The sequence below is a fragment of the Streptococcus mitis genome, assembly GCF_047463435.1.
Lineage (GTDB): Bacteria > Bacillota > Bacilli > Lactobacillales > Streptococcaceae > Streptococcus > Streptococcus mitis_DS.
In genome coordinates this window covers 82,603-101,526 of record NZ_JASHDW010000002.1, presented here as the reverse complement: position 1 = coordinate 101,526, position 18,924 = coordinate 82,603, and the positions used below count along the sequence as shown (strand labels likewise).

Annotated in this window: 16 protein-coding genes; 14 read left to right on the top strand and 2 right to left on the bottom strand. The window is 35.2% G+C overall.

Annotated features, from left to right (window positions below; all coding sequences use genetic code 11):
• The first annotated feature begins 34 nt into the window (after positions 1–34).
• A complete protein-coding gene (locus tag QM843_RS01795; RefSeq protein ID WP_414304684.1) occupies positions 35–5,743 on the top strand; it encodes an SIALI-17 repeat-containing surface protein in 5,709 nt (1,902 codons plus the stop codon).
• A gap of 426 nt (positions 5,744–6,169) precedes the next feature.
• Here the strand turns inward: QM843_RS01795 and QM843_RS01790 are convergent, their stop codons facing one another.
• Together QM843_RS01790 and relB are read right to left on the bottom strand one after the other, a co-directional pair.
• The gene (locus QM843_RS01790) at positions 6,170–6,511 is read right to left on the bottom strand and encodes a type II toxin-antitoxin system RelE/ParE family toxin (RefSeq protein ID WP_261031141.1); all 342 of its coding nucleotides are present in this window, start codon (positions 6,509–6,511) and stop codon (positions 6,170–6,172) included.
• Entirely contained in the window at positions 6,501–6,788 is a 288-nt protein-coding gene (relB, locus tag QM843_RS01785) for a type II toxin-antitoxin system RelB/ParD family antitoxin (RefSeq protein WP_261031140.1), read from the bottom strand. The genes QM843_RS01790 and relB overlap by 11 nt, the downstream gene beginning before the upstream one ends.
• 824 nt (positions 6,789–7,612) lie before the next feature.
• On the opposite strand from relB, the gene QM843_RS01780 reads away from it, so the two are divergent.
• The 13 genes from QM843_RS01780 to QM843_RS01720 all read left to right on the top strand — a co-directional run bounded on the left by QM843_RS01780 (position 7,613) and on the right by QM843_RS01720 (position 18,899).
• On the top strand, positions 7,613–7,786 hold the full coding sequence (locus QM843_RS01780; RefSeq protein ID WP_000159603.1) for a hypothetical protein: 174 nt from the start codon (positions 7,613–7,615) through the stop codon (positions 7,784–7,786).
• Positions 7,783–8,562, top strand: a complete 780-nt coding sequence (locus QM843_RS01775; RefSeq protein ID WP_414304685.1) for a replication initiator protein A — start codon at positions 7,783–7,785, stop codon at positions 8,560–8,562. The genes QM843_RS01780 and QM843_RS01775 overlap by 4 nt, the downstream gene beginning before the upstream one ends.
• 99 nt (positions 8,563–8,661) lie before the next feature.
• Positions 8,662–10,020, top strand: coding sequence for a DNA (cytosine-5-)-methyltransferase (gene dcm, locus QM843_RS01770; RefSeq protein ID WP_414304711.1), 1,359 nt, complete (start codon positions 8,662–8,664; stop codon positions 10,018–10,020).
• Positions 10,004–10,453 carry a hypothetical protein gene (locus QM843_RS01765; protein WP_414304686.1) on the top strand — a complete coding sequence of 150 codons (450 nt, stop codon included), beginning with the start codon at positions 10,004–10,006 and terminating at the stop codon, positions 10,451–10,453. The genes dcm and QM843_RS01765 overlap by 17 nt, the downstream gene beginning before the upstream one ends.
• Positions 10,446–10,826: a thioredoxin domain-containing protein gene (locus tag QM843_RS01760; protein ID WP_000566528.1), complete on the top strand. Its 381-nt coding sequence runs from the start codon at positions 10,446–10,448 to the stop codon at positions 10,824–10,826. The genes QM843_RS01765 and QM843_RS01760 overlap by 8 nt, the downstream gene beginning before the upstream one ends.
• A 12-nt stretch (positions 10,827–10,838) precedes the next feature.
• A complete protein-coding gene (locus QM843_RS01755; protein ID WP_000840776.1) occupies positions 10,839–11,072 on the top strand; it encodes a hypothetical protein in 234 nt (77 codons plus the stop codon).
• Positions 11,073–11,074: 2 nt separating this feature from the next.
• A complete protein-coding gene (locus QM843_RS01750) occupies positions 11,075–11,662 on the top strand; it encodes a CPBP family intramembrane glutamic endopeptidase (protein ID WP_061863355.1) in 588 nt (195 codons plus the stop codon).
• Positions 11,663–12,062: 400 nt separating this feature from the next.
• The gene (locus QM843_RS01745; protein WP_078352316.1) at positions 12,063–12,872 is read left to right on the top strand and encodes a MurR/RpiR family transcriptional regulator; all 810 of its coding nucleotides are present in this window, start codon (positions 12,063–12,065) and stop codon (positions 12,870–12,872) included.
• Positions 12,873–12,876: 4 nt separating this feature from the next.
• The gene (locus QM843_RS01740; RefSeq protein WP_045611613.1) at positions 12,877–13,578 is read left to right on the top strand and encodes an N-acetylmannosamine-6-phosphate 2-epimerase; all 702 of its coding nucleotides are present in this window, start codon (positions 12,877–12,879) and stop codon (positions 13,576–13,578) included.
• 24 nt (positions 13,579–13,602) lie between these two features.
• Complete coding sequence (locus QM843_RS01735; RefSeq protein ID WP_150923192.1) at positions 13,603–14,520, top strand: N-acetylneuraminate lyase; 918 nt, start codon at positions 13,603–13,605, stop codon at positions 14,518–14,520.
• A gap of 27 nt (positions 14,521–14,547) precedes the next feature.
• A complete protein-coding gene (locus tag QM843_RS01730; protein ID WP_024058028.1) occupies positions 14,548–16,089 on the top strand; it encodes a sodium:solute symporter family protein in 1,542 nt (513 codons plus the stop codon).
• Between the two features lie 25 nt (positions 16,090–16,114).
• The gene (locus tag QM843_RS01725) at positions 16,115–16,573 is read left to right on the top strand and encodes a NanQ anomerase/TabA/YiaL family protein (protein ID WP_000587140.1); all 459 of its coding nucleotides are present in this window, start codon (positions 16,115–16,117) and stop codon (positions 16,571–16,573) included.
• A gap of 1 nt (position 16,574) precedes the next feature.
• Positions 16,575–18,899, top strand: a complete 2,325-nt coding sequence (locus QM843_RS01720) for a sialidase family protein (protein ID WP_150923191.1) — start codon at positions 16,575–16,577, stop codon at positions 18,897–18,899.
• Positions 18,900–18,924 lie beyond the last annotated feature (25 nt).

The window sequence follows — 18,924 nt, the reverse complement described above, 5'->3', positions numbered from 1 at the left end:
ATTAAAAAAATAAAATTAAAGAAGGTGATTACACTTGTCATTATTTAAAAAAGAGCGATTTTCGATCCGAAAAATCTGTGGGATTGTTGGTTCGGTGTTACTCGGAAGTGTCTTGGTTGCACCGTCAATCATTCATGCTTCTACCTATCATTACATTGAAAAAAGCGCTCTTACACAAGAAGAACAAACTAAGATTCAAGCAGGAATTCCTACTGATAATGAAGCAACCTATGCTCTTATTTATCAGCAGGAAGCTCTTCCTGCAACAGGTTCCTCGACTTCTGTGCTTACAGTTTTAGGTCTATTAGCTATTGGTAGTTTAGTTCTTTTGGTTCATAAAAAGAAAAAAGTTAGTAGTGTGTTCTTAGTTACTACTATCGGACTGATTAGTCTTTCTAGTATGCAAGCACTTGATATAAGCAATCCTTTGAAAGCTTCAAGTAATGAAGGTGTAGTTCAAATTGCTGGATATCGTTATATTGGATACTTACCTCTTGATGATGATGTAATCTCAGAAATTCAACATAAATCTGAGGGGACAAAAAATGTTCCAGTATCTGAAATTCAAAGTGTTCATAATGAAGCGCCTAAGGCTGAAAAACCTGAGTACACTGATCCTGTGGGTATGGTTCCTGACGAGGCGCCTAAGGCTGAAAATCCAGAACATACAGCACCAGTTGGTGGTAATCTGGTTGAGCCTGAAGTTCATGAAAAACCAGAATATACTGAACCGATAGGCACAGTTCCTGACGAGGCGCCTAAAGCAGATAAGCCTAAACATACAGCTCCAATTGGCGGTAATTTAGTTGAACCAGAAGTTTATAAAAAACCAGAGTATACAGCACCAGTTGATGGTAATTTGGTAGAACCTGAGGTTCAACCTGAATTGCCAGAGGCTGTTGTAATTGAAAAAGGCGAACCTGAAGTTCAGCCAGCATTACCAGAAGCTGTTGTGACTGACAAAGGCGAACCTGAAGTTCAGCCAGCGTTACCAGAAGCGGTTGTGACTGACAAAGGGGAACCAGAAGTTCAGCCAGCGTTACCAGAAGCGGTTGTGACTGACAAAGGGGAACCAGAAATTCAACCATCATTACCTGAAGCTGTTGTGACTGATAAAGGAGAACCAGAAGTTCAGCCAGCATTACCTGAAGCTATTGTAACTGATAAAGGGGAACCGGAAGTTCATGAAAAACCAGCATACACTGAACCGGTAGGCACAGTTCCAGACGATGCTCCTAATGCTGAGAAACCAGAATATACTGAACCTGTAGGTACAACAGGAGTAGATGAAAATGGCAACTTGATTGAGCCACCTGTTATCAACATTCCAGAGTATACTGAACCAATATCTACAGTTTCAGAAGTTGCACCAGAAAGAGAAGAATTGCCTTCTCTACATACCGATATCCGGACAGAGACTATTCCTAAAACGACTGTAGAAGAATCTGATTCTACCAAATTTATAGGCGATGATTCTATTAAACAAGTTGGTGAGGATGGCGAACGTCAAATTGTTACTAGCTATGAAGAGTTACATGGCAAAAAAATTAGTGAACCAGTTGAAACAGTAACTATTTTGAAAGAAATGAAGCCTGAAATTCTTGTAAAAGGTACAAAAGAAAAGCCTAAAGAAAAAACGGCTCCTGTTTTGACTTTGGAGCGAACAGATACAAATGTATTAGACCGCTCCGCAAATCTTTCTTATCATTTGGTTAATACAGATGGAGTCAAGATCAATAAAATTACTGCGACAATTAAAGATGGAAATGAAATTGTCAAAACAGTAGATTTAACTTCAGAGCAATTAGATAAGCAGGTAGAAGATTTAAAATTCTACAAGGACTATAAGATAGAAACCACTATGACCTATGACCGTGGTAAGGGAGAAGAAACTGCAACATTAGAAGAGAAACCACTTCGCTTGGATTTGAAAAAAGTTGAAATTAAAAATATCGCATCTACTAATTTAGTGAAGGTAAATGACGATGGTACTGAAACACCTAATGATTTCATGACTGAAAAACCTTCAGATGAAGATGTGAAGAAGATGTACTTGAAAATCACTAGTCGTGATAATAAAGTAACACGTTTAGCAGTTGATAAGATTGAGTTGGTGACTGAAAAAGAAAAAGAACTTTTTAAAATTACAGCAACTGCTCAAGATTTGATTCAACATACAGACCCAACTAAGGTTCGTAATCAGTATATTCACTACCTCGAAAAACCTGTACCAAAAACGGATAATGTTTACTACAACTTTAAAGAGTTGGTTGAGGCGATGAGAGCGGACATGAAAGGTACGTTTAAAATCGGTGCCGATTTGAATGCTACGAATGTTCCTGCTGCTGGTAAACAATATGTACCTGGGACATTCCAAGGTCATTTATCAAGTGTCGATGGTAAGCAATACACGATTCATAACATCGCTCGACCGTTATTTGATCGTGTTGAAAATGGTTCAATTAAAAACATTAATCTAGGTAATGTTGATGTCAATATGCCTTGGGCTGATAATGTAGCACCTCTTGCTAATATGGTTAAGAATGCTACTGTTGAAAAAGTTAAAGTTACAGGTTCTGTTGTTGGCAATAACAATGTTGCTGGTATTATTAACAAACTCGACAAAGGTGGTAAATTGAATGACGTTGCCTTCATTGGTAAAATACATTCATTCGGTGACAAAGGTTGGAAAGTAGCTGGTATTGTTGGTGAAATCTGGAAAGGTAACGTAGATAAAGCCTATGTTGAAGCCGATATTACAGGTAATAAAGCTAAAGCTGGTGGTATTGCAGCAACAACCGATAACGGCATGGATAACAACACTGTTGGTAAAGAAGGTTCAATTCGCCATTCTGTGGCAAAAGGTACGATTGATATTCAAAATCCTGTTGAAGTTGGTGGATTTATCAGTTCGAACTGGGTTCTAGGTTTACTAGAAGACAACGTTTCTATGATGAAAGTTACCAAAGGTGAAATCTTCTATGGTTCTAAGAACATTGACGAAGAAGACGGTTATTTTTCAGGAAATCGATTGAATAGAGATTTCGTTGTTGAAGGTGTAAGCACAGGTACTTCAAGCTTTAAACGTTCTAAGAACGTTAAGACTATTAAAACAGAAGAAGCGAATAAGAAAATTGAAGGATACGGTATTACGGCTAACACCTTTGAGATTAAAAATCCTGTTGTAAACAAATTGAATGTGTTGACTTCTCGTGAAAATGAGTATAAGACAACTCAAGACTACAAAACAGAACGTGATTTAGCATATCGTAACATTGAAAAGCTTCAACCGTTCTACAACAAAGAGTGGATTGTTAACCAAGGTAATAAACTAACTGAAGATTCAAACTTGTTGACAAAAGAAGTGTTATCAGTTACAGGAATGAAAGACGGACAATTTGTAACGGATTTATCAGATATTGATCATGTGATGATTCACTATGCAGATAAGACTAAAGAAATCAAAGCTGTTCATCAAAAAGAGTCTAAAGTAGCGCAAGTTCGTGAGTATAGTATCGATGGATTGGGTGACATTGTTTATACACCAAACATGGTTGATAAAAATCGTAATCAATTGATTCAAAACATTAAAGGTAGGTTAGCGACTGTTGAATTAATTTCTCCTGAAGTACGTGCCTTGATGGGTAATCGGGATAGAGCTGAAGAAAATACAGAGGAACGTAAAAACGGTTATATCCGAGACCTTTATCTCGAAGAAAGTTTTGCTGAAACGAAAGCTAATCTTGATAAATTGGTCAAATCTTTGATTGAAAATGCTGACCATCAATTAAATAGTGACGAAGCGGCTATGAAAGCACTTGTTAAGAAGGTGGATGAAAATAAAGCTAAAATCGTGATGGCTCTTACTTACCTTAATCGTTACTATGATATCAAGTATGGGGATATGACTATCAAGAACTTGATGATGTTTAAACCTGACTTCTATGGTAAGTCAGTTGACCTTCTTGATTTCTTGATTCGAATTGGATCAAGCGAGCGAAATATCAAGGGCGACAGAACTTTGGATGCTTATCGTGATATGATTGGTGGAACTATTGGTAAAGCTGAATTACATGGCTTCTTAGATTACAACATGCGTCTCTTTACTAACGATACTGATTTAAATGATTGGTTTATCCATGCGGCTAAGAATGTATATGTATCAGAACCTCAAACAACGAATCCTGATTTTGCTAACAAACGTCATCGTGCATTTGATGGTTTGAACAATGGTGTTCATAATCGTATGATCCTACCTCTATTAACGCTTAAGAATGCACATATGTTCTTGATTTCAACTTACAATACAATGGCTTATAGCTCTTTTGAGAAATATGGTAAGTATACAGAAGAAGCTAGAAACGAATTTAAGAAAGAGATTGATAATGTTGCGAAAGGTCAACAAACTTACCTTGATTTCTGGTCACGTTTAGCATTGCCAAGTGTACGTGACCAATTACTCAAGAGTCAAAATAGGGTTCCGACACCTGTTTGGGATAACCAAAACTATCATAACGTTGAAGGTGTAAATCGTATGGGTTATGATAAGAACAATAAACCAATTGCACCTATTCGTGAATTATATGGACCAACTTGGAAATTCCATAATACCAACTGGAATATGGGAGCTATGGCATCTATTTTCCCAGATCCTAATAATAATGACCAAGTTTATTTCATGGGAACAAATATGATTAGTCCGTTTGGTATTTCAGCCTTTACTCACGAAACAACACACGTTAATGATAGAATGCTTTACTTCGGTGGTCATAGACACCGTCAAGGTACAGACGTCGAAGCCTATGCGCAAGGTATGTTACAGACACCTGATAAATCGACAGGAAACGGTGAATATGGCGCTTTAGGTTTGAATATGGCTTATCATCGTGAAAATGATGGTAATCAATGGTACAATTATAACCCTGATAAGCTTCAAACTCGTGAAGATATTGATCGCTACATGAAGAACTACAATGAAGCGTTAATGATGTTGGATTATGTTGAAGCAGATGCTGTAATTCCAAAATTAAATGGTGATAATAGCAAGTGGTTCAAGAAAATTGACAGAGTCGATAGACATGTTGATGGCTTAAATAATTTAACTGCTCCACACCAATGGGATAAAGTTCGTGACCTAAATGACGGAGAGAAAACTAAACCATTGGCAAGTATTGATGATTTGGTTGATAATAATTTAATGACCAAACATAACAATCCGGGTAATGGTGTGTTCCGACCAGAGGACTTCACGCCTAATTCAGCATATGTTAATGTTCAAATGATGGCTGGTATTTATGGTGGTAATACAAGCAAAGGTGCTCCAGGTTCATTATCATTCAAGCATAATGCCTTCCGTATGTGGGGTTACTTTGGCTATGAAAATGGATTTATCGGATATGTATCTAGCAAATACCAAGGTGAAGCTAATAAACAAAACCAGGGTAGATTGGGTGATGATTTCATTATCAAAAAAGTTTCAAACAACCAATTCTTAAACCTTGAAGATTGGAAGAAACATTGGTATCACGACGTTAAAGCTAAAGCAGAGCAAGGATTTACTACTATTGAAATTGACGGTAAACAAATTACCAACTATACACAATTGAAGGATATCTTTGTTAAAGCGGTTGAGGAAGATTTAAAGAAATCAGGTGATTTCTCACACACTGTTGCACTCAAAGAAAAAGTCTTTAAAGCTCTTCTTAAAAACACAGACGGTTTCTTTAATCAATTGTTTAAGTAAAAACAGATAGATAAGAGATGAATATAAACATAGAGTTTGAATCAAAAATGTTTCAGACTCTATGTTTTTTCTTATGTGACTATTAGCCCGACTCGCTCCGTTAGGTGCGAGACAAAAAACCACACAGTGATTTCAGTTTTATACTCAATTAAGCTGAAAGCAACATTGTGTGGTTTTGTTTTATAGTCAATTGAAACAAGAAGAGGACATAAGAACCTCGTAAAAAATATTGCACCTTGATAACACAACATATTGAATGTAGAATAGTACGATGCGATTGCTAAAACATTTCTAGAAATTAATTTGATTCCCCTAATTAATTTGTTCACATCTTATTTCAATCTACTATAACTATAAAAAATTCTTGTTTATGATTTTTCATCTGCAAGCGATTTGCAGTAGATAAAAAGACTGAGAGCTTACTTCTCAGTCTTGGATATGTTGAAAGAGGTGGTCGAGTTGGTTTAGGTAGTCGGTGCGTGAATTGATAATTCTCAGGATATGGACTTCTTTTTCATGAATGAGGTAAAAGAGTAGGTATTGTTTAGAGACAATCATTCTGAGCGTGTTTCCTGGATAGAGGGAGTATCCGATTTTATGATCAAAGTTAATACCACCCTCTGGTGAGAACGTGAGTAGGTTGCTGGTTTGTTGGAGGCGAGTGATGACTTTCTTGGCTATGTTTTCACTGAACTCTGTGGAGTAATAGATGAAAATATCGTCTAAGTCTTGTCTAGCTTGTTCTGTAAAGCGTACTTTATAGTCCATACTTTGAAAAGACCTCGTCTGCGTCGTAGAGACGTCCTTCGATGATGTCTTGGTAGCCTTTATCTAGTTCTGCTTTGAGTTCGCCTAGGAAGACTTCTGCTTTGAGTTGTTCGGCTGTCTTAATTGGGAGACCTTTTTCAAGGACTATTTGTTCTACAAAAAGGTTGAGTGCATCTGAAAGGCTGATGTTTTTACTTTCTAGAATATTTTTTGCTTCTTCGAATAGTTGGTTATTGACTCGGAAGTTATAAACTCGGTCTCGTGTAAGTGTTGACATAGTATTTCTCCTTGTAACGCTGTTGTATTACACATATCTTACAAAAAAAGATAGAGAAAGTCAAGTATGGGGAAAATAAGCATTGGCAGTTCTTTTTGAATTTAATTATAATATATAGTTTATAGTTTATTTGGTTTAGAATAGCACACTGTTGTTTTAAAAATATTAGAAATTGGTTTCTATTTCCCAATGAATATGTTCGATTGGTATTTCATTTCGCTAGAGTATGTAGAATCTAGCATAGTAGACAATGACTTCTAAAATATTGCTAGAAATTAATTTGAGTTTCCTGATTGATTTGTCTCGTTCTTATTTCATTATGCTCAGTTCTGTGGAAAGATAAATGAGTGAATGGAAAAAGATTGGAATTTTAATCGGATTTGAAAGTTTCTTAAGATGGAAACAAAAGCGGACAAAATAAGGAAGTCATGATATAATATAAAGTAGATTTCTATGTCATAAAACAAGAACTGTTTGTACATCATTCATTTGAAAACTCTCTATGTTCAAATAATAGTAAATTATATAAGAGGCTCTAAACCCTTGCTACGAAAGGAAAAAAACTCAATGGCTACTATTCAATGGTTGGTCTAGAAGATTTAAAATAATAAAACATTGTGAAGTAGAATAAATACTTAAAACCCTTGAAATTCAAGGGTTTTTATTGGTTTAGATTTTAATTATTCACATTGTTATATGTGCTTGATTGAGCAATAATCATCAATAAAAACATTTTTTTGGTGTTGAGTTTGGTGTTCAAATATTTATTATGTTACGGAAAGGAATTTCACAATCTTTCCGTTTTTTTATTTTCTGGAGGAAAAATGACAAAAGAATTACAATCATCACGCTATATTGTCATTTCATTTTTAGTACGTGAAATGGGAATTGATATTGTTGAGGCCATATCTCTTATGGCTGAATTAGAAAAAAGTGGCTTGGTTCGCTTCGAATCAAGTGGAGATTTAATACTCAAAGAACTTGGAGGAACGCTATGAAACGAATTACCGCAAATCAATACCAAACTTCAGAACGGTATTACAAATTACCTAAAATTCTTTTTGAGGATGAGAAATATATGGATATGAAACTAGAAGTAAAGGTGGCTTATTCTATTTTAAAAGATCGTTTAGAATTATCTCTCAGTCGTGGTTGGATAGATGAAGAGGGAGCGGTCTATTTAGTATTTTCTAATTCTAAACTGATGAAGCTATTAGGTTGTTCGAAGTCAAAATTACTGTCCATCAAAAAAACTCTTAAAGAATATGACTTAATTGATGAAGTTCAACAGTCTTCAAGTGAGAAAGGAAGACTAGCTAATAAGATTTATTTAGGGGAATTATCTTCTACCCCAGTAGCTAATTCAAACAGGCCTAGTGTTAAAAAAAGACTAGGGCAGGGTGAAAATGAAACGGCCCCCGTCTCACATTCAGCCCCTAGTGAGACTGAAGTTAGTGAGACTAAATATAGTGAGACTGATTCTTTATTTATTGAGGATGAGGAGGAGAGGAATACTCAACCTATCTTGAAAAGAAAAGTAGAAAAGGTCACAAAATATGATCGAGATTATATTTGGGGATTGGTACAAGATCAATTTAGACGAGAGGGTTTTTCTCAAACAGCCAGTGAAATTGCTATGACTGATTTTGAGAGAATCTATCAGTATGCTCTTGACAATGTTCGCTTTGTTAGACGAGCGGAAGTTTTGGCTGAATTTGTGTTTAACGGCTTGTATTCTGTTTGGAATAACCGTGTTAGAAAAGGAGGTGGTTAAAATGTCGCCAATCGAGTGGATATTAGTTATGCTCATTTTAATTTCAAGTGGTGTGACTTTTTGGACATTGATAGTCGATCAGAAAGGGGGGATAAAGAAATGAGATTTATTGATTTATTTTCAGGTATAGGTGGATTTAGACTTGGAATGGAAAGTGTTGGACACGAGTGTATTGGATTTTGTGAGATTGATAAATTTGCTAGGAAATCTTATAAGTCCATTTTTCAAACGGAAGGAGAAATAGAATTTCATGACATACGAGATGTTTCAGATGACGAATTTAAAAAACTTAGAGGGAAAGTCGATGTCATCTGTGGGGGATTCCCTTGTCAAGCATTTTCAATCGCAGGAAGACGATTGGGATTTGAAGATACTAGAGGAACTTTGTTCTTTGAAATTGCTCGAGCGACCAAACAAATCCAACCACGTTTTCTTTTTCTTGAAAATGTTAAAGGCCTACTCAATCACGATAAGGGACGGACGTTCACCACAATTCTTACCACACTTGATGAGTTGGGGTTTGATGTTGAGTGGCAGGTGCTTAACAGTAAGGATTTTGGCGTTCCCCAAAACAGAGAGAGGGTGTTTATTATCGGACATTCTAGAAAGAAAGGTACCAGACTCCTATTTCCTTTCAGACGAGAAGGTCAAGCAACTAACTCTGAGACTTTGAAAGAACTAGGGAATTTAAATCCATCAAGAAGTGGAATGAGTGGTGAAGTCTATTATTCAGAAGGTCTTGCGCCAACTTTAGTTCGTGGAAAAGGAGAAGGATTTAAGGTTGCGATTCCTTGTATGACACCAGATAGATTAGACAAAAGACAAAATGGTAGACGTTTCAAGGATAATCAAGAGCCAATGTTTACTTTAAATACTCAGGATCGTCATGGCATTGTTGTTGTTGGAGATTTACCGACTAGCTTTAAGGAGACAGGTCGTGTCTATGGAAGTGAGGGCTTATCTCCAACACTGACTACAATGCAAGGTGGAGATAAAATTCCTAAAATACTAATTCCAGAACCAATCCAATTTCTAAAAGTCCGAGAGGCAACGAAAAAAGGATATGCTCAAGCAGAGATTGGGGATTCAATCAATTTAGAAAGACCAAGTTCTCAGTATCGTCGTGGTAGAGTTGGAAAAGGTATAGCTAATACGTTAACAACTAGTGGGCAAATGGGAGTAGTAGTGGCTAGCTATGAAGGAGAAGATAAACAAGTTTACCAAGTAGCTGGTGTTTTAATAGATGGACAATTTTACCGTTTGAGAATACGACGAATCACTCCTAAAGAGTGTTTTCGCCTGCAGGGCTTTCCTGATTGGGCTTTTGAAGCTGCTAGAAAAGTTTCTAGTAATAGTCAGCTCTATAAACAAGCTGGTAATAGTGTAACCGTTCCTGTGATTGCCGCAATCGCAAAGAAATTAAAAGAAATAGAGGAAAAAGATGAAAGCATTAAATAAAGAATCAATACTAGATTGTGATGAATTAGAAACAGAATTACATGATGCAGAAATCAGACAGCTGGATGAACAAATAATTTTGATGCCCAATTATCCATGTGAGTTTGAGGTGACATTTTTAGATGATTACCATAAAAAACACAACTACCCCCTATTTTACGAATCCTATCTTCAAAACATTATGGAATTCCTTGAAAGTCAGGATATAAAGAACGGAGCTGATGCCTTTGTAGATGATCATCAGAATCTAGTTTTTGTTTTATATGGACAAGGCTATCGAGCCGAGGGAAAAGAGGGAATACTTACAACCCAAGTAACTGTAAAAGCTTATGATGAAGACAAGAAACCGATTAACTTCTCCAATTTATTAGATTCCTTAATCGTCTCAGAATATAAAATGGAACCGAATCTTTGGGAGGTCTCCCATGATTGATCTCTATCTAAGTAAAAATAACCATAGAAATCAACTTCTTTTAGAATTCTTCCAAAACTATGGCATTGAGGTATCCTGTCATTCGATTTCTGAAATGACAAGGGATAAATTAATTGAGATGATGAGCTATTCTTCAGATTGTTTTGAGTTTTTATCTCCTAATTTATTACGATTTAAGAACCGTGACAATTTAAGACTAACGGATTTCATTGAAATGATATTAAAAAATCCTGAACTAACCATCAGACTTCCTCTTGCGGTTTCAAATAAGAGAGTTTATCCAAATCTAAATTTGGAGGAAGCTAGAGCTTTATTGCCAAGAGATACGAAACAATTGATTTACATGGCACAAACACATTATTTATCTAACTAAAGGAGAAGCAATATGGCTGAACGATTTTGGGAGAACTTGTCCATTATTTTGGCTGAAAGAAATATCAGCTGGATTGAGTTAACCAGAAAAATGTTTGCGGGAGAGTTTCACTATCCAAGTGAATTGAATCGATTGTATCAAAAGATTCGTCACTACAAGATGGAACAACGAATGCCTCAAAGTCCATGGGTAGAAAGGATTGTGCAGGTATTAGATTTAGATTATGAAGATTTATTTCGGAGGTAACTTTGAAAAGAATAATTCCAGTTTATATATTCCAACAAGTAAATGTCCTATTGGTATCTCTATACTTACTGAAATTTCTTTGTATCGGTGAGTTAACTATACTACAGATTCTCTATGGAGCGTCACTCAGTTCTTTTTTATGGATGTATGGTCAACGAAAACAAGTGGCCAAGGTCAATATGAAAATTAGGATAAAGTGGATTGGTATTGGATTCGTTAGTCTACTGATTATCAGTCTATGTTTTAGTCTGATTCATGCTCAAGAAAGCACGAATCAAGCAAATCTAATTGGCCTTCAACATCAAGTTCCTTGGTTTTCATTTTTATTGTTCTTAATCAATGCGAGTATGGTTGAAGAATTTCTGTATCGAGAAATTATATGGAATTTGGTGAGAAAATTAGATATTCGAGTTGCGTTGACAAGTGTTTTATTTGCCTTAGTACATCATCCAGGAACCATTCTAGCTTGGTGTTTATATGTTTCACTTGGGATGTTTTTAGGGATGGTACGCTATAAATCGGACTTATGGGGCAGTATGGGTCTACATTTGGTGTGGAATCTACTAGTTTATAGTTTGATGCTTTTTTAAAATAGGTGATCTGATTTATCTCATAAATCAGTAGTTTTTATAGGATTATTTTTAATTCGGAAATAAAAATTTATTAACAGCATAGAATAAAGAAACTAGGAACATTTTTTCTATTTTTTTAGAAATAAAATGTTGTATAGGAATTCCGAAAGAAATAATAAAATCAAAATAAAAATTAATAAAACATGTATATATGAGTATGTCAACGTCGATAAATGTTCTTACAAGGCATAAAATACAAATATAAAGAATAAAAAATTGTTATATCTTTATATTTGTTGTTCTGTTATGAAATGAAAGAAATTGGAAACTAGTTTCTAAATCATGAAAAATATTGAAAAAAAAAAAAATAAGTGTTAGAATAAAGAATGTAAACGTTTACTTTTACAAAGGAGCTCATATGTTACTACAAAAAGAACTAATTCCAATGATAGAAGCTAATTTACCAAATATGGCATATGCTGAAAAAGACATTGCTAAATTCTTCTTAAAACAGCAACCTCTTAATAATTATTCATGTGAGGCATTGTGCGAATGCCTTAATGTATCCAAAGCAACATTGACTCGATTTGCGAAAAAATGTGGTTTTAAAGGTTTTAGACAATTCATTTTCAAATACCAAGAGATGATTCGTGAGAAAGAAAAGTTAGCATTGTATACAGAGGCTACAGAAAAAGTTTTATCCGACTATGAAGAAATGTTGAGAAAAACTTACACGGTTCTTGATGAAGTTCAACTTGAGCGTATTGCTGAGATGATAGAAAATGCTGAGCGTGTATATCTTTATGGTGAAGGAAGTTCATTTCTTGCTTTACAAGAAATGAAGATGAGGTTTATGCGTCTCGGAGTCATTGGCGAAGTATTATCAGACGCGGATATGATTTTGTGGAATAGCTTATTACTTAATGAAAATTGCCTCGTCATTGGAGCATCCGTTTCAGGTCAAACTGATATTGTACTAGAAGGTCTTCAAAAAGCTGCGGATAAAGGCGCTAAAACAGTTTTAATGACTACAAGAAATTTTGACGAAGAAGATTGTTTCTTTGATGAATTATTGTTATTAGCTTCGATCAATCATCTCTCGTATGGCAATCGCATATCACCTCAGTTTCCAATACTTTTAATAACAGACTGCTTATTCTCTCATTATCTGGAAAGTCCAGAGAGACAATATTATTACAATCAATCTATTATCCATAAGGAGGAATAATAAAATGAGCCAAATTTGGACTAAAGAAAAATTTATAAGTCAAGTCCATGGTGGAGTCATTGTTTCTTGTCAAGCTTTACCCGGTGAACCCCTTTATAATGAAGAATTTAGCTTGATGCCTTTTATGGCTAAAGCAGCTTTAGAGGCAGGAGCAGTGGGCATTCGCGCAAATTCTGTGCGTGATATTAAAGCAATTCAGAAAGTAGTAGATTTACCAATAATTGGAATTATCAAAAAAGATTATCCACCTCAAGAACCATATATTACTGCTACGATGAAAGAAGTAGATGAACTTGTAGAATGCGGAACAACAGTCATTGCATTTGATGCAACTTTAAGACCAAGATATGATGGCTTAGTTGTCAGTGAATTTATCAAAAAAATAAAAGAAAAATATCCTAATCAATTGTTGATGGCGGATGTAAGTAATTTTGATGAAGGTCTCTATGCATTTAAATCAGGCGTTGATTTTGTTGGTACAACATTATCAGGGTACACAAGTACAAGTGTACAATCAGATGAACCTGATTTTGAACTAATGAAAAAATTGGCTGATTTTAATATTCCGGTAATTGCCGAAGGAAAAATTCATTATCCAGAACAATTAAAAAAAGCTTATAGTTTAGGTGTTACCAGTGTTGTCATTGGTGGAGCGATTACACGTCCAAAAGAAATTGCTCAGCGATTTATTAATGTCATCAAATAAAAAACAATATAAAGGAGAAATCTGATGAAAGATTTAACTAAATACAAAGGCGTTATTCCTGCATTTTATGCTTGCTATGATGAAAATGGTGAAATTAGCCAAGAACGTGTAAAATCTCTGGTGCAATATTTCATTGACAAAGGTGTAAAAGGTATCTATGTAAATGGTTCTTCAGGTGAATGTATTTACCAAAGTGTAGAAGATCGTAAACAAATTATTGAAGCTGTTATGGAAGTTGCCAAAGGTAAATTAACAGTTATCAACCATGTTGCATGTAATAACACGAAGGATAGTATTGAATTGGCAAAACATTCAGAAAGTGTTGGAGTCGATGCTATTGCTGCTATCCCACCTATTTACTTCAAATTGCCAGAATATTCAATCGCAGCATATTGGAATGCAATGAGTGAAGCTGCGCCAAATACAGATTTTATCATTTATAATATTCCACAATTGGCAGGGGTTGCATTGACTGGTAGTTTGTATGCAACAATGCGTCAAAATCCTCGTGTGATTGGAGTTAAAAATTCTTCTATGCCTGTACAAGATATTCAAATGTTTGTAGCTGCAGGTGGAGAAGATTACATTGTATTCAATGGTCCAGATGAACAATATCTTGGTGGTCGCTTGATGGGAGCAGAAGCTGGTATTGGTGGTACTTATGGCGTTATGCCAGATTTGTTCTTGAAATTGGAAAGTTTGATTCAAGAACGAGATTTAGATACTGCTAAAAAACTTCAATATGTTATCAATGAAGTCATCTATAAGATGGTATCAGGTAAGGCAAATATGTATGCTGTAGCAAAAGAGGTTTTGCGTCTAAATGAAAAACTTGATTTAGGTTCTGTTCGTCAACCCTTAGAAGCATTGGCAGAAGGTGACTTGGAAGTTGCAAAACAAGCAGCAGTACTTATTCAACAAGCACGAAAAGAATTTTTATAATAAATAAAATCAATATGGAGATATGTTATGAGCACAACAGGATTTACAATAATTGACTTAATTATCTTGATTGTTTATTTACTTGCGGTGTTGGTTGCGGGTATCTATTTCTCTAAAAAAGAGATGAAAGGAAAAGAGTTCTTTAAAGGAGATGGTTCGGTTCCTTGGTATGTTACTTCGGTATCCATTTTTGCCACAATGCTCAGTCCGATTTCCTTCTTGGGACTCGCTGGTAACTCTTATGCAGGTAGCTGGATTTTATGGTTTGCTCAATTAGGGATGGTTGTAGCTATTCCACTGACAATTCGTTTTATCTTACCTATCTTTGCACGGATAGACATCGATACGGCATATGATTACTTGGATAAACGTTTTAATTCTAAAGCACTTCGTATTATTTCAGCACTCTTGTTTATTATTTATCAATTGGGACGTATGTCTATCATTATGTACCTCCCATCAGCTGGTTTATCAGTATTGACAGGAATTGACATCAATATTTTGATTATTTTGATGGGTGCAATTGCAATTGTTTATTCTTATACTGGTGGTCTAAAATCCGTATTATGGACAGACTTTATTCAAGGTGTGGTTCTGATTAGTGGTGTCGTTGTAGCTTTATTTGTACTGATGGCTAATATTAAAGGTGGCTTTGGTGCAGTAGCAGAAACATTAGCAAACGGGAAATTCCTTGCTGCAAATGAAAAACTTTTCGATCCTAACTTGCTTTCAAACTCCATCTTCTTAATTGTGATGGGTTCAGGCTTTACAATCTTGTCTTCCTATGCTTCATCTCAAGATTTGGTTCAACGTTTTACTACAACACAAAATATTAAGAAACTTAATAAAATGTTGTTCACAAATGGTGTCTTGTCACTTGCAACTGCAACAGTCTTTTACTTGATCGGTACAGGCTTGTACGTATTCTATCAAGTACAAAATGCAGGTAGTGCAGCTAGCAATATCCCTCAAGACCAAATCTTTATGTACTTTATTGCATACCAGTTACCAGTAGGTGTCACAGGTTTGATCTTGGCAGCGATTTATGCAGCAGCTCAATCAACTATTTCAACAGGTTTGAACTCTGTTGCAACTTCATGGACATTGGATATTCAAGATGTCATTTCTAAAAATATGTCAGACGATCGTCGTACGAAAATTGCACAATTCGTATCTCTAGCAGTAGGTTTATTCTCAATTGTTGTTTCCATTATCATGGCTCATTCAGATATTAAATCTGCATACGAATGGTTCAATAGTTTCATGGGACTTGTACTTGGTCTACTTGGTGGTGTATTCATTCTTGGTTTTGTTTCTAAAAAAGCAAATAAACAAGGTGCTTATGCAGCGCTGATTGTATCAACCATCGTTATGGTATTTATTAAATACTTCCTTCCTCCAACAGCTGTTAGCTACTGGGCATATTCATTGATTTCAATTTCTGTATCAGTAGTGTCAGGTTATATTGTATCTGTTCTTACTGAAAATAAAGTATCTGCACCTAAATATACAACGATTCATGATATTTCAGAAATTAAAGCGGATTCAAGTTGGGAAGTTCGTCACTAGTCACTAATAGAAAAGAGAAAATAATATGATTATTTCTGAACAATCTGATTTTAGACGATATGCTTCTGTCAATAAACATTTTTCAAAAGTCTGTGATTTTTTAGAAAATACAAATTTGACAGATTTAGTTGATGGAAAAATTGATATTGACGGGGAAAATGTTTTTGCAAATTGTATGACTTATCTAGCTGATGGAGTTCCAGGAGATATTTTTGAAACTCATAAGAAATATTTAGATATTCATATTGTTGTTGAAAATACAGAAAAAATGGCAGTAACTTCCCCAGTTCGTGCTCAGTCACGTGTACCTTTTAGCGAAGAGAAGGATATTGCTTTTTACGATAGCAAAGACTATCAAATTGTTGAATTGCTTCCAGGGAATATGTTGGTGACTTTTGAAGAAGATCTTCACCAACCAAAGATTCATTGCAATGATGAAACTGTTAAAAAACTTGTTATCAAAGTTTTAAATGAGGAAAAATAAAATGAAAAAAAATATTAAACAATATGTAACCTTAGGTACTGTAGTGGTATTATCAGCATTTGTTGCTAACTCAGTTTCAGCTCAGGAGACTGAAACTTCTGAAGTATCAACACCAGAGTTGGTGCAACCTGTTTCACCAACGACTTCGATTTCGGAAGTACAACATAAATCGGGTAACTCTTCGGAAGTTACTGTACAACCTCGAACAGTTGAAACTAGTGTTAAGGATCAATCTTCCACAGCGGATGCGATTTCGGGAGTACAACCTAAATCGGATAATTCTTCGGAAGTTACTGTACAACCTCGAACAGTCGAAACTACTGTTAAGGATCCATCTTCTACAGCGGAAGAAACTCCTGTCTTAGAAAAAAATAATGTTACTTTAACAGGGGGCGGAGAAAATGTTACTAATGAGTTAAAGGATAAACTTACTAGCGGTGACTTTACTGTAGTGATTAAGTACAATCAGTCTAGTGAGAAAGGTTTACAAGCTTTGTTTGGAATATCTAATTCTCAACCCGGTCAACAAAATAGTTATGTAGATGTGTTCCTTAGAGACAATGGTGAATTGGGAATGGAAGCGCGTGATACTTCTTCCAATAAAAATCACCTAGTATCCAGACCTGCTTCAGTTTGGGGTAAGTACAAACAAGAGGCTGTGACTAACACTGTTGCAGTAGTAGCAGATTCAGTCAAAAAAACATATTCTTTATATGCTAATGGTACAAAAGTAGTAGAAAAGAAAGTGGATAACTTCCTAAGCATCAAGGATATTAAAGGTATTGATTACTATATGCTTGGGGGAGTGAAACGTGCAGGAAAAACGGCGTTTGGTTTTAACGGAACACTAGAAAATATCAAATTCTTTAATAGTGCATTGGATGAAGAAACTGTTAAAAAGATGACAACAAACGCTGTTACTGGACATTTAATTTATACGGCTAATGATACAACAGGTTCTAACTATTTCCGTATTCCAGTTCTGTATACTTTTAGCAATGGTCGGGTTTTTTCAAGCATTGACGCTCGTTACGGTGGAACTCATGATTTCTTGAATAAAATTAATATTGCTACAAGTTATAGTGATGATAATGGTAAGACATGGACTAAACCAAAATTAACATTGGCATTCGATGATTTTGCGCCAGTACCATTAGAATGGCCTCGTGATGTTGGTGGACGTGACTTACAAATCAGCGGTGGTGCAACCTATATTGACTCTGTTATTGTTGAAAAAAATAATAAACAAGTACTCATGTTTGCTGATGTTATGCCTGCTGGAGTAAGTTTTAGAGAAGCTACTAGAAAAGATTCAGGTTATAAACAAATTGATGGTAATTATTACCTTAAATTAAAGAAACAAGGTGATACTGATTATAATTATACTATTCGTGAGAATGGTACTGTATACGACGATCGTACCAACAGACCAACTGAATTTTCAGTAGATAAAAATTTCGGTATTAAACAAAATGGTAATTATTTGACGGTAGAGCAATATTCGGTTTCATTTGAAAATAATAAAAAGACTGAATATCGTAATGGGACTAAAGTCCATATGAATATCTTCTACAAAGATGCATTATTCAAAGTAGTGCCAACGAACTATATTGCATATATTTCTAGCAATGATCATGGCGAATCTTGGTCTGCACCAACTTTATTACCTCCTATAATGGGACTTAATCGGAATGCGCCTTATTTGGGTCCTGGACGTGGAATCATTGAAAGCTCAACTGGACGTATTCTTATTCCGTCTTACACTGGTAAAGAGTCTGCATTCATTTATAGTGACGATAATGGAGCGTCTTGGAAAGTTAAAGTTGTGCCACTTCCTTCTAGTTGGTCAGCAGAAGCACAATTTGTAGAATTGAGTCCAGGAGTAATTCAAGCATACATGCGTACAAATAATGGTAAAATTGCATATTTAACAAGTAAAGACGCAGGTACTACTTGGAGTGCGCCGGAATATTTGAAATTTGTTTCAAATCCAAGTTATGGAACACAATTATCAATCATCAATTATAGTCAATTGATTGATGGTAAAAAGGCTGTCATTTTAAGTACTCCAAACTCCACAAATGGTCGTAAACACGGACAAATTTCGATTGGTCTAATTAATGATGATAATACAATTGATTGGCGTTATCATCACGATGTTGATTATAGTAACTATGGATACTCATATTCAACATTGACAGAGTTACCAAATCATGAAATTGGATTGATGTTTGAAAAATTTGATTCATGGTCTCGTAATGAACTTCATATGAAAAATGTTGTACCATATATAACATTTAAGATTGAAGATTTGAAAAAGAATTAAAGCTGAAATTTAAATATATTGAAAG

Coding starts and splice junctions, on each gene's coding strand:
- QM843_RS01790 (WP_261031141.1), bottom strand. CDS start 6,511: ATGGACTATAAAGTACGCTTTACAGAACAAGCTAGACAAGACTTAGAC.
- relB (WP_261031140.1), bottom strand. CDS start 6,788: ATGTCAACACTTACACGAGACCGAGTTTATAACTTCCGAGTCAATAAC.
- QM843_RS01780 (WP_000159603.1), top strand. CDS start 7,613: ATGACAAAAGAATTACAATCATCACGCTATATTGTCATTTCATTTTTA.
- QM843_RS01775 (WP_414304685.1), top strand. CDS start 7,783: ATGAAACGAATTACCGCAAATCAATACCAAACTTCAGAACGGTATTAC.
- dcm (WP_414304711.1), top strand. CDS start 8,662: ATGAGATTTATTGATTTATTTTCAGGTATAGGTGGATTTAGACTTGGA.
- QM843_RS01765 (WP_414304686.1), top strand. CDS start 10,004: ATGAAAGCATTAAATAAAGAATCAATACTAGATTGTGATGAATTAGAA.
- QM843_RS01760 (WP_000566528.1), top strand. CDS start 10,446: ATGATTGATCTCTATCTAAGTAAAAATAACCATAGAAATCAACTTCTT.
- QM843_RS01755 (WP_000840776.1), top strand. CDS start 10,839: ATGGCTGAACGATTTTGGGAGAACTTGTCCATTATTTTGGCTGAAAGA.
- QM843_RS01745 (WP_078352316.1), top strand. CDS start 12,063: ATGTTACTACAAAAAGAACTAATTCCAATGATAGAAGCTAATTTACCA.
- QM843_RS01740 (WP_045611613.1), top strand. CDS start 12,877: ATGAGCCAAATTTGGACTAAAGAAAAATTTATAAGTCAAGTCCATGGT.
- QM843_RS01735 (WP_150923192.1), top strand. CDS start 13,603: ATGAAAGATTTAACTAAATACAAAGGCGTTATTCCTGCATTTTATGCT.
- QM843_RS01730 (WP_024058028.1), top strand. CDS start 14,548: ATGAGCACAACAGGATTTACAATAATTGACTTAATTATCTTGATTGTT.
- QM843_RS01725 (WP_000587140.1), top strand. CDS start 16,115: ATGATTATTTCTGAACAATCTGATTTTAGACGATATGCTTCTGTCAAT.
- QM843_RS01720 (WP_150923191.1), top strand. CDS start 16,575: ATGAAAAAAAATATTAAACAATATGTAACCTTAGGTACTGTAGTGGTA.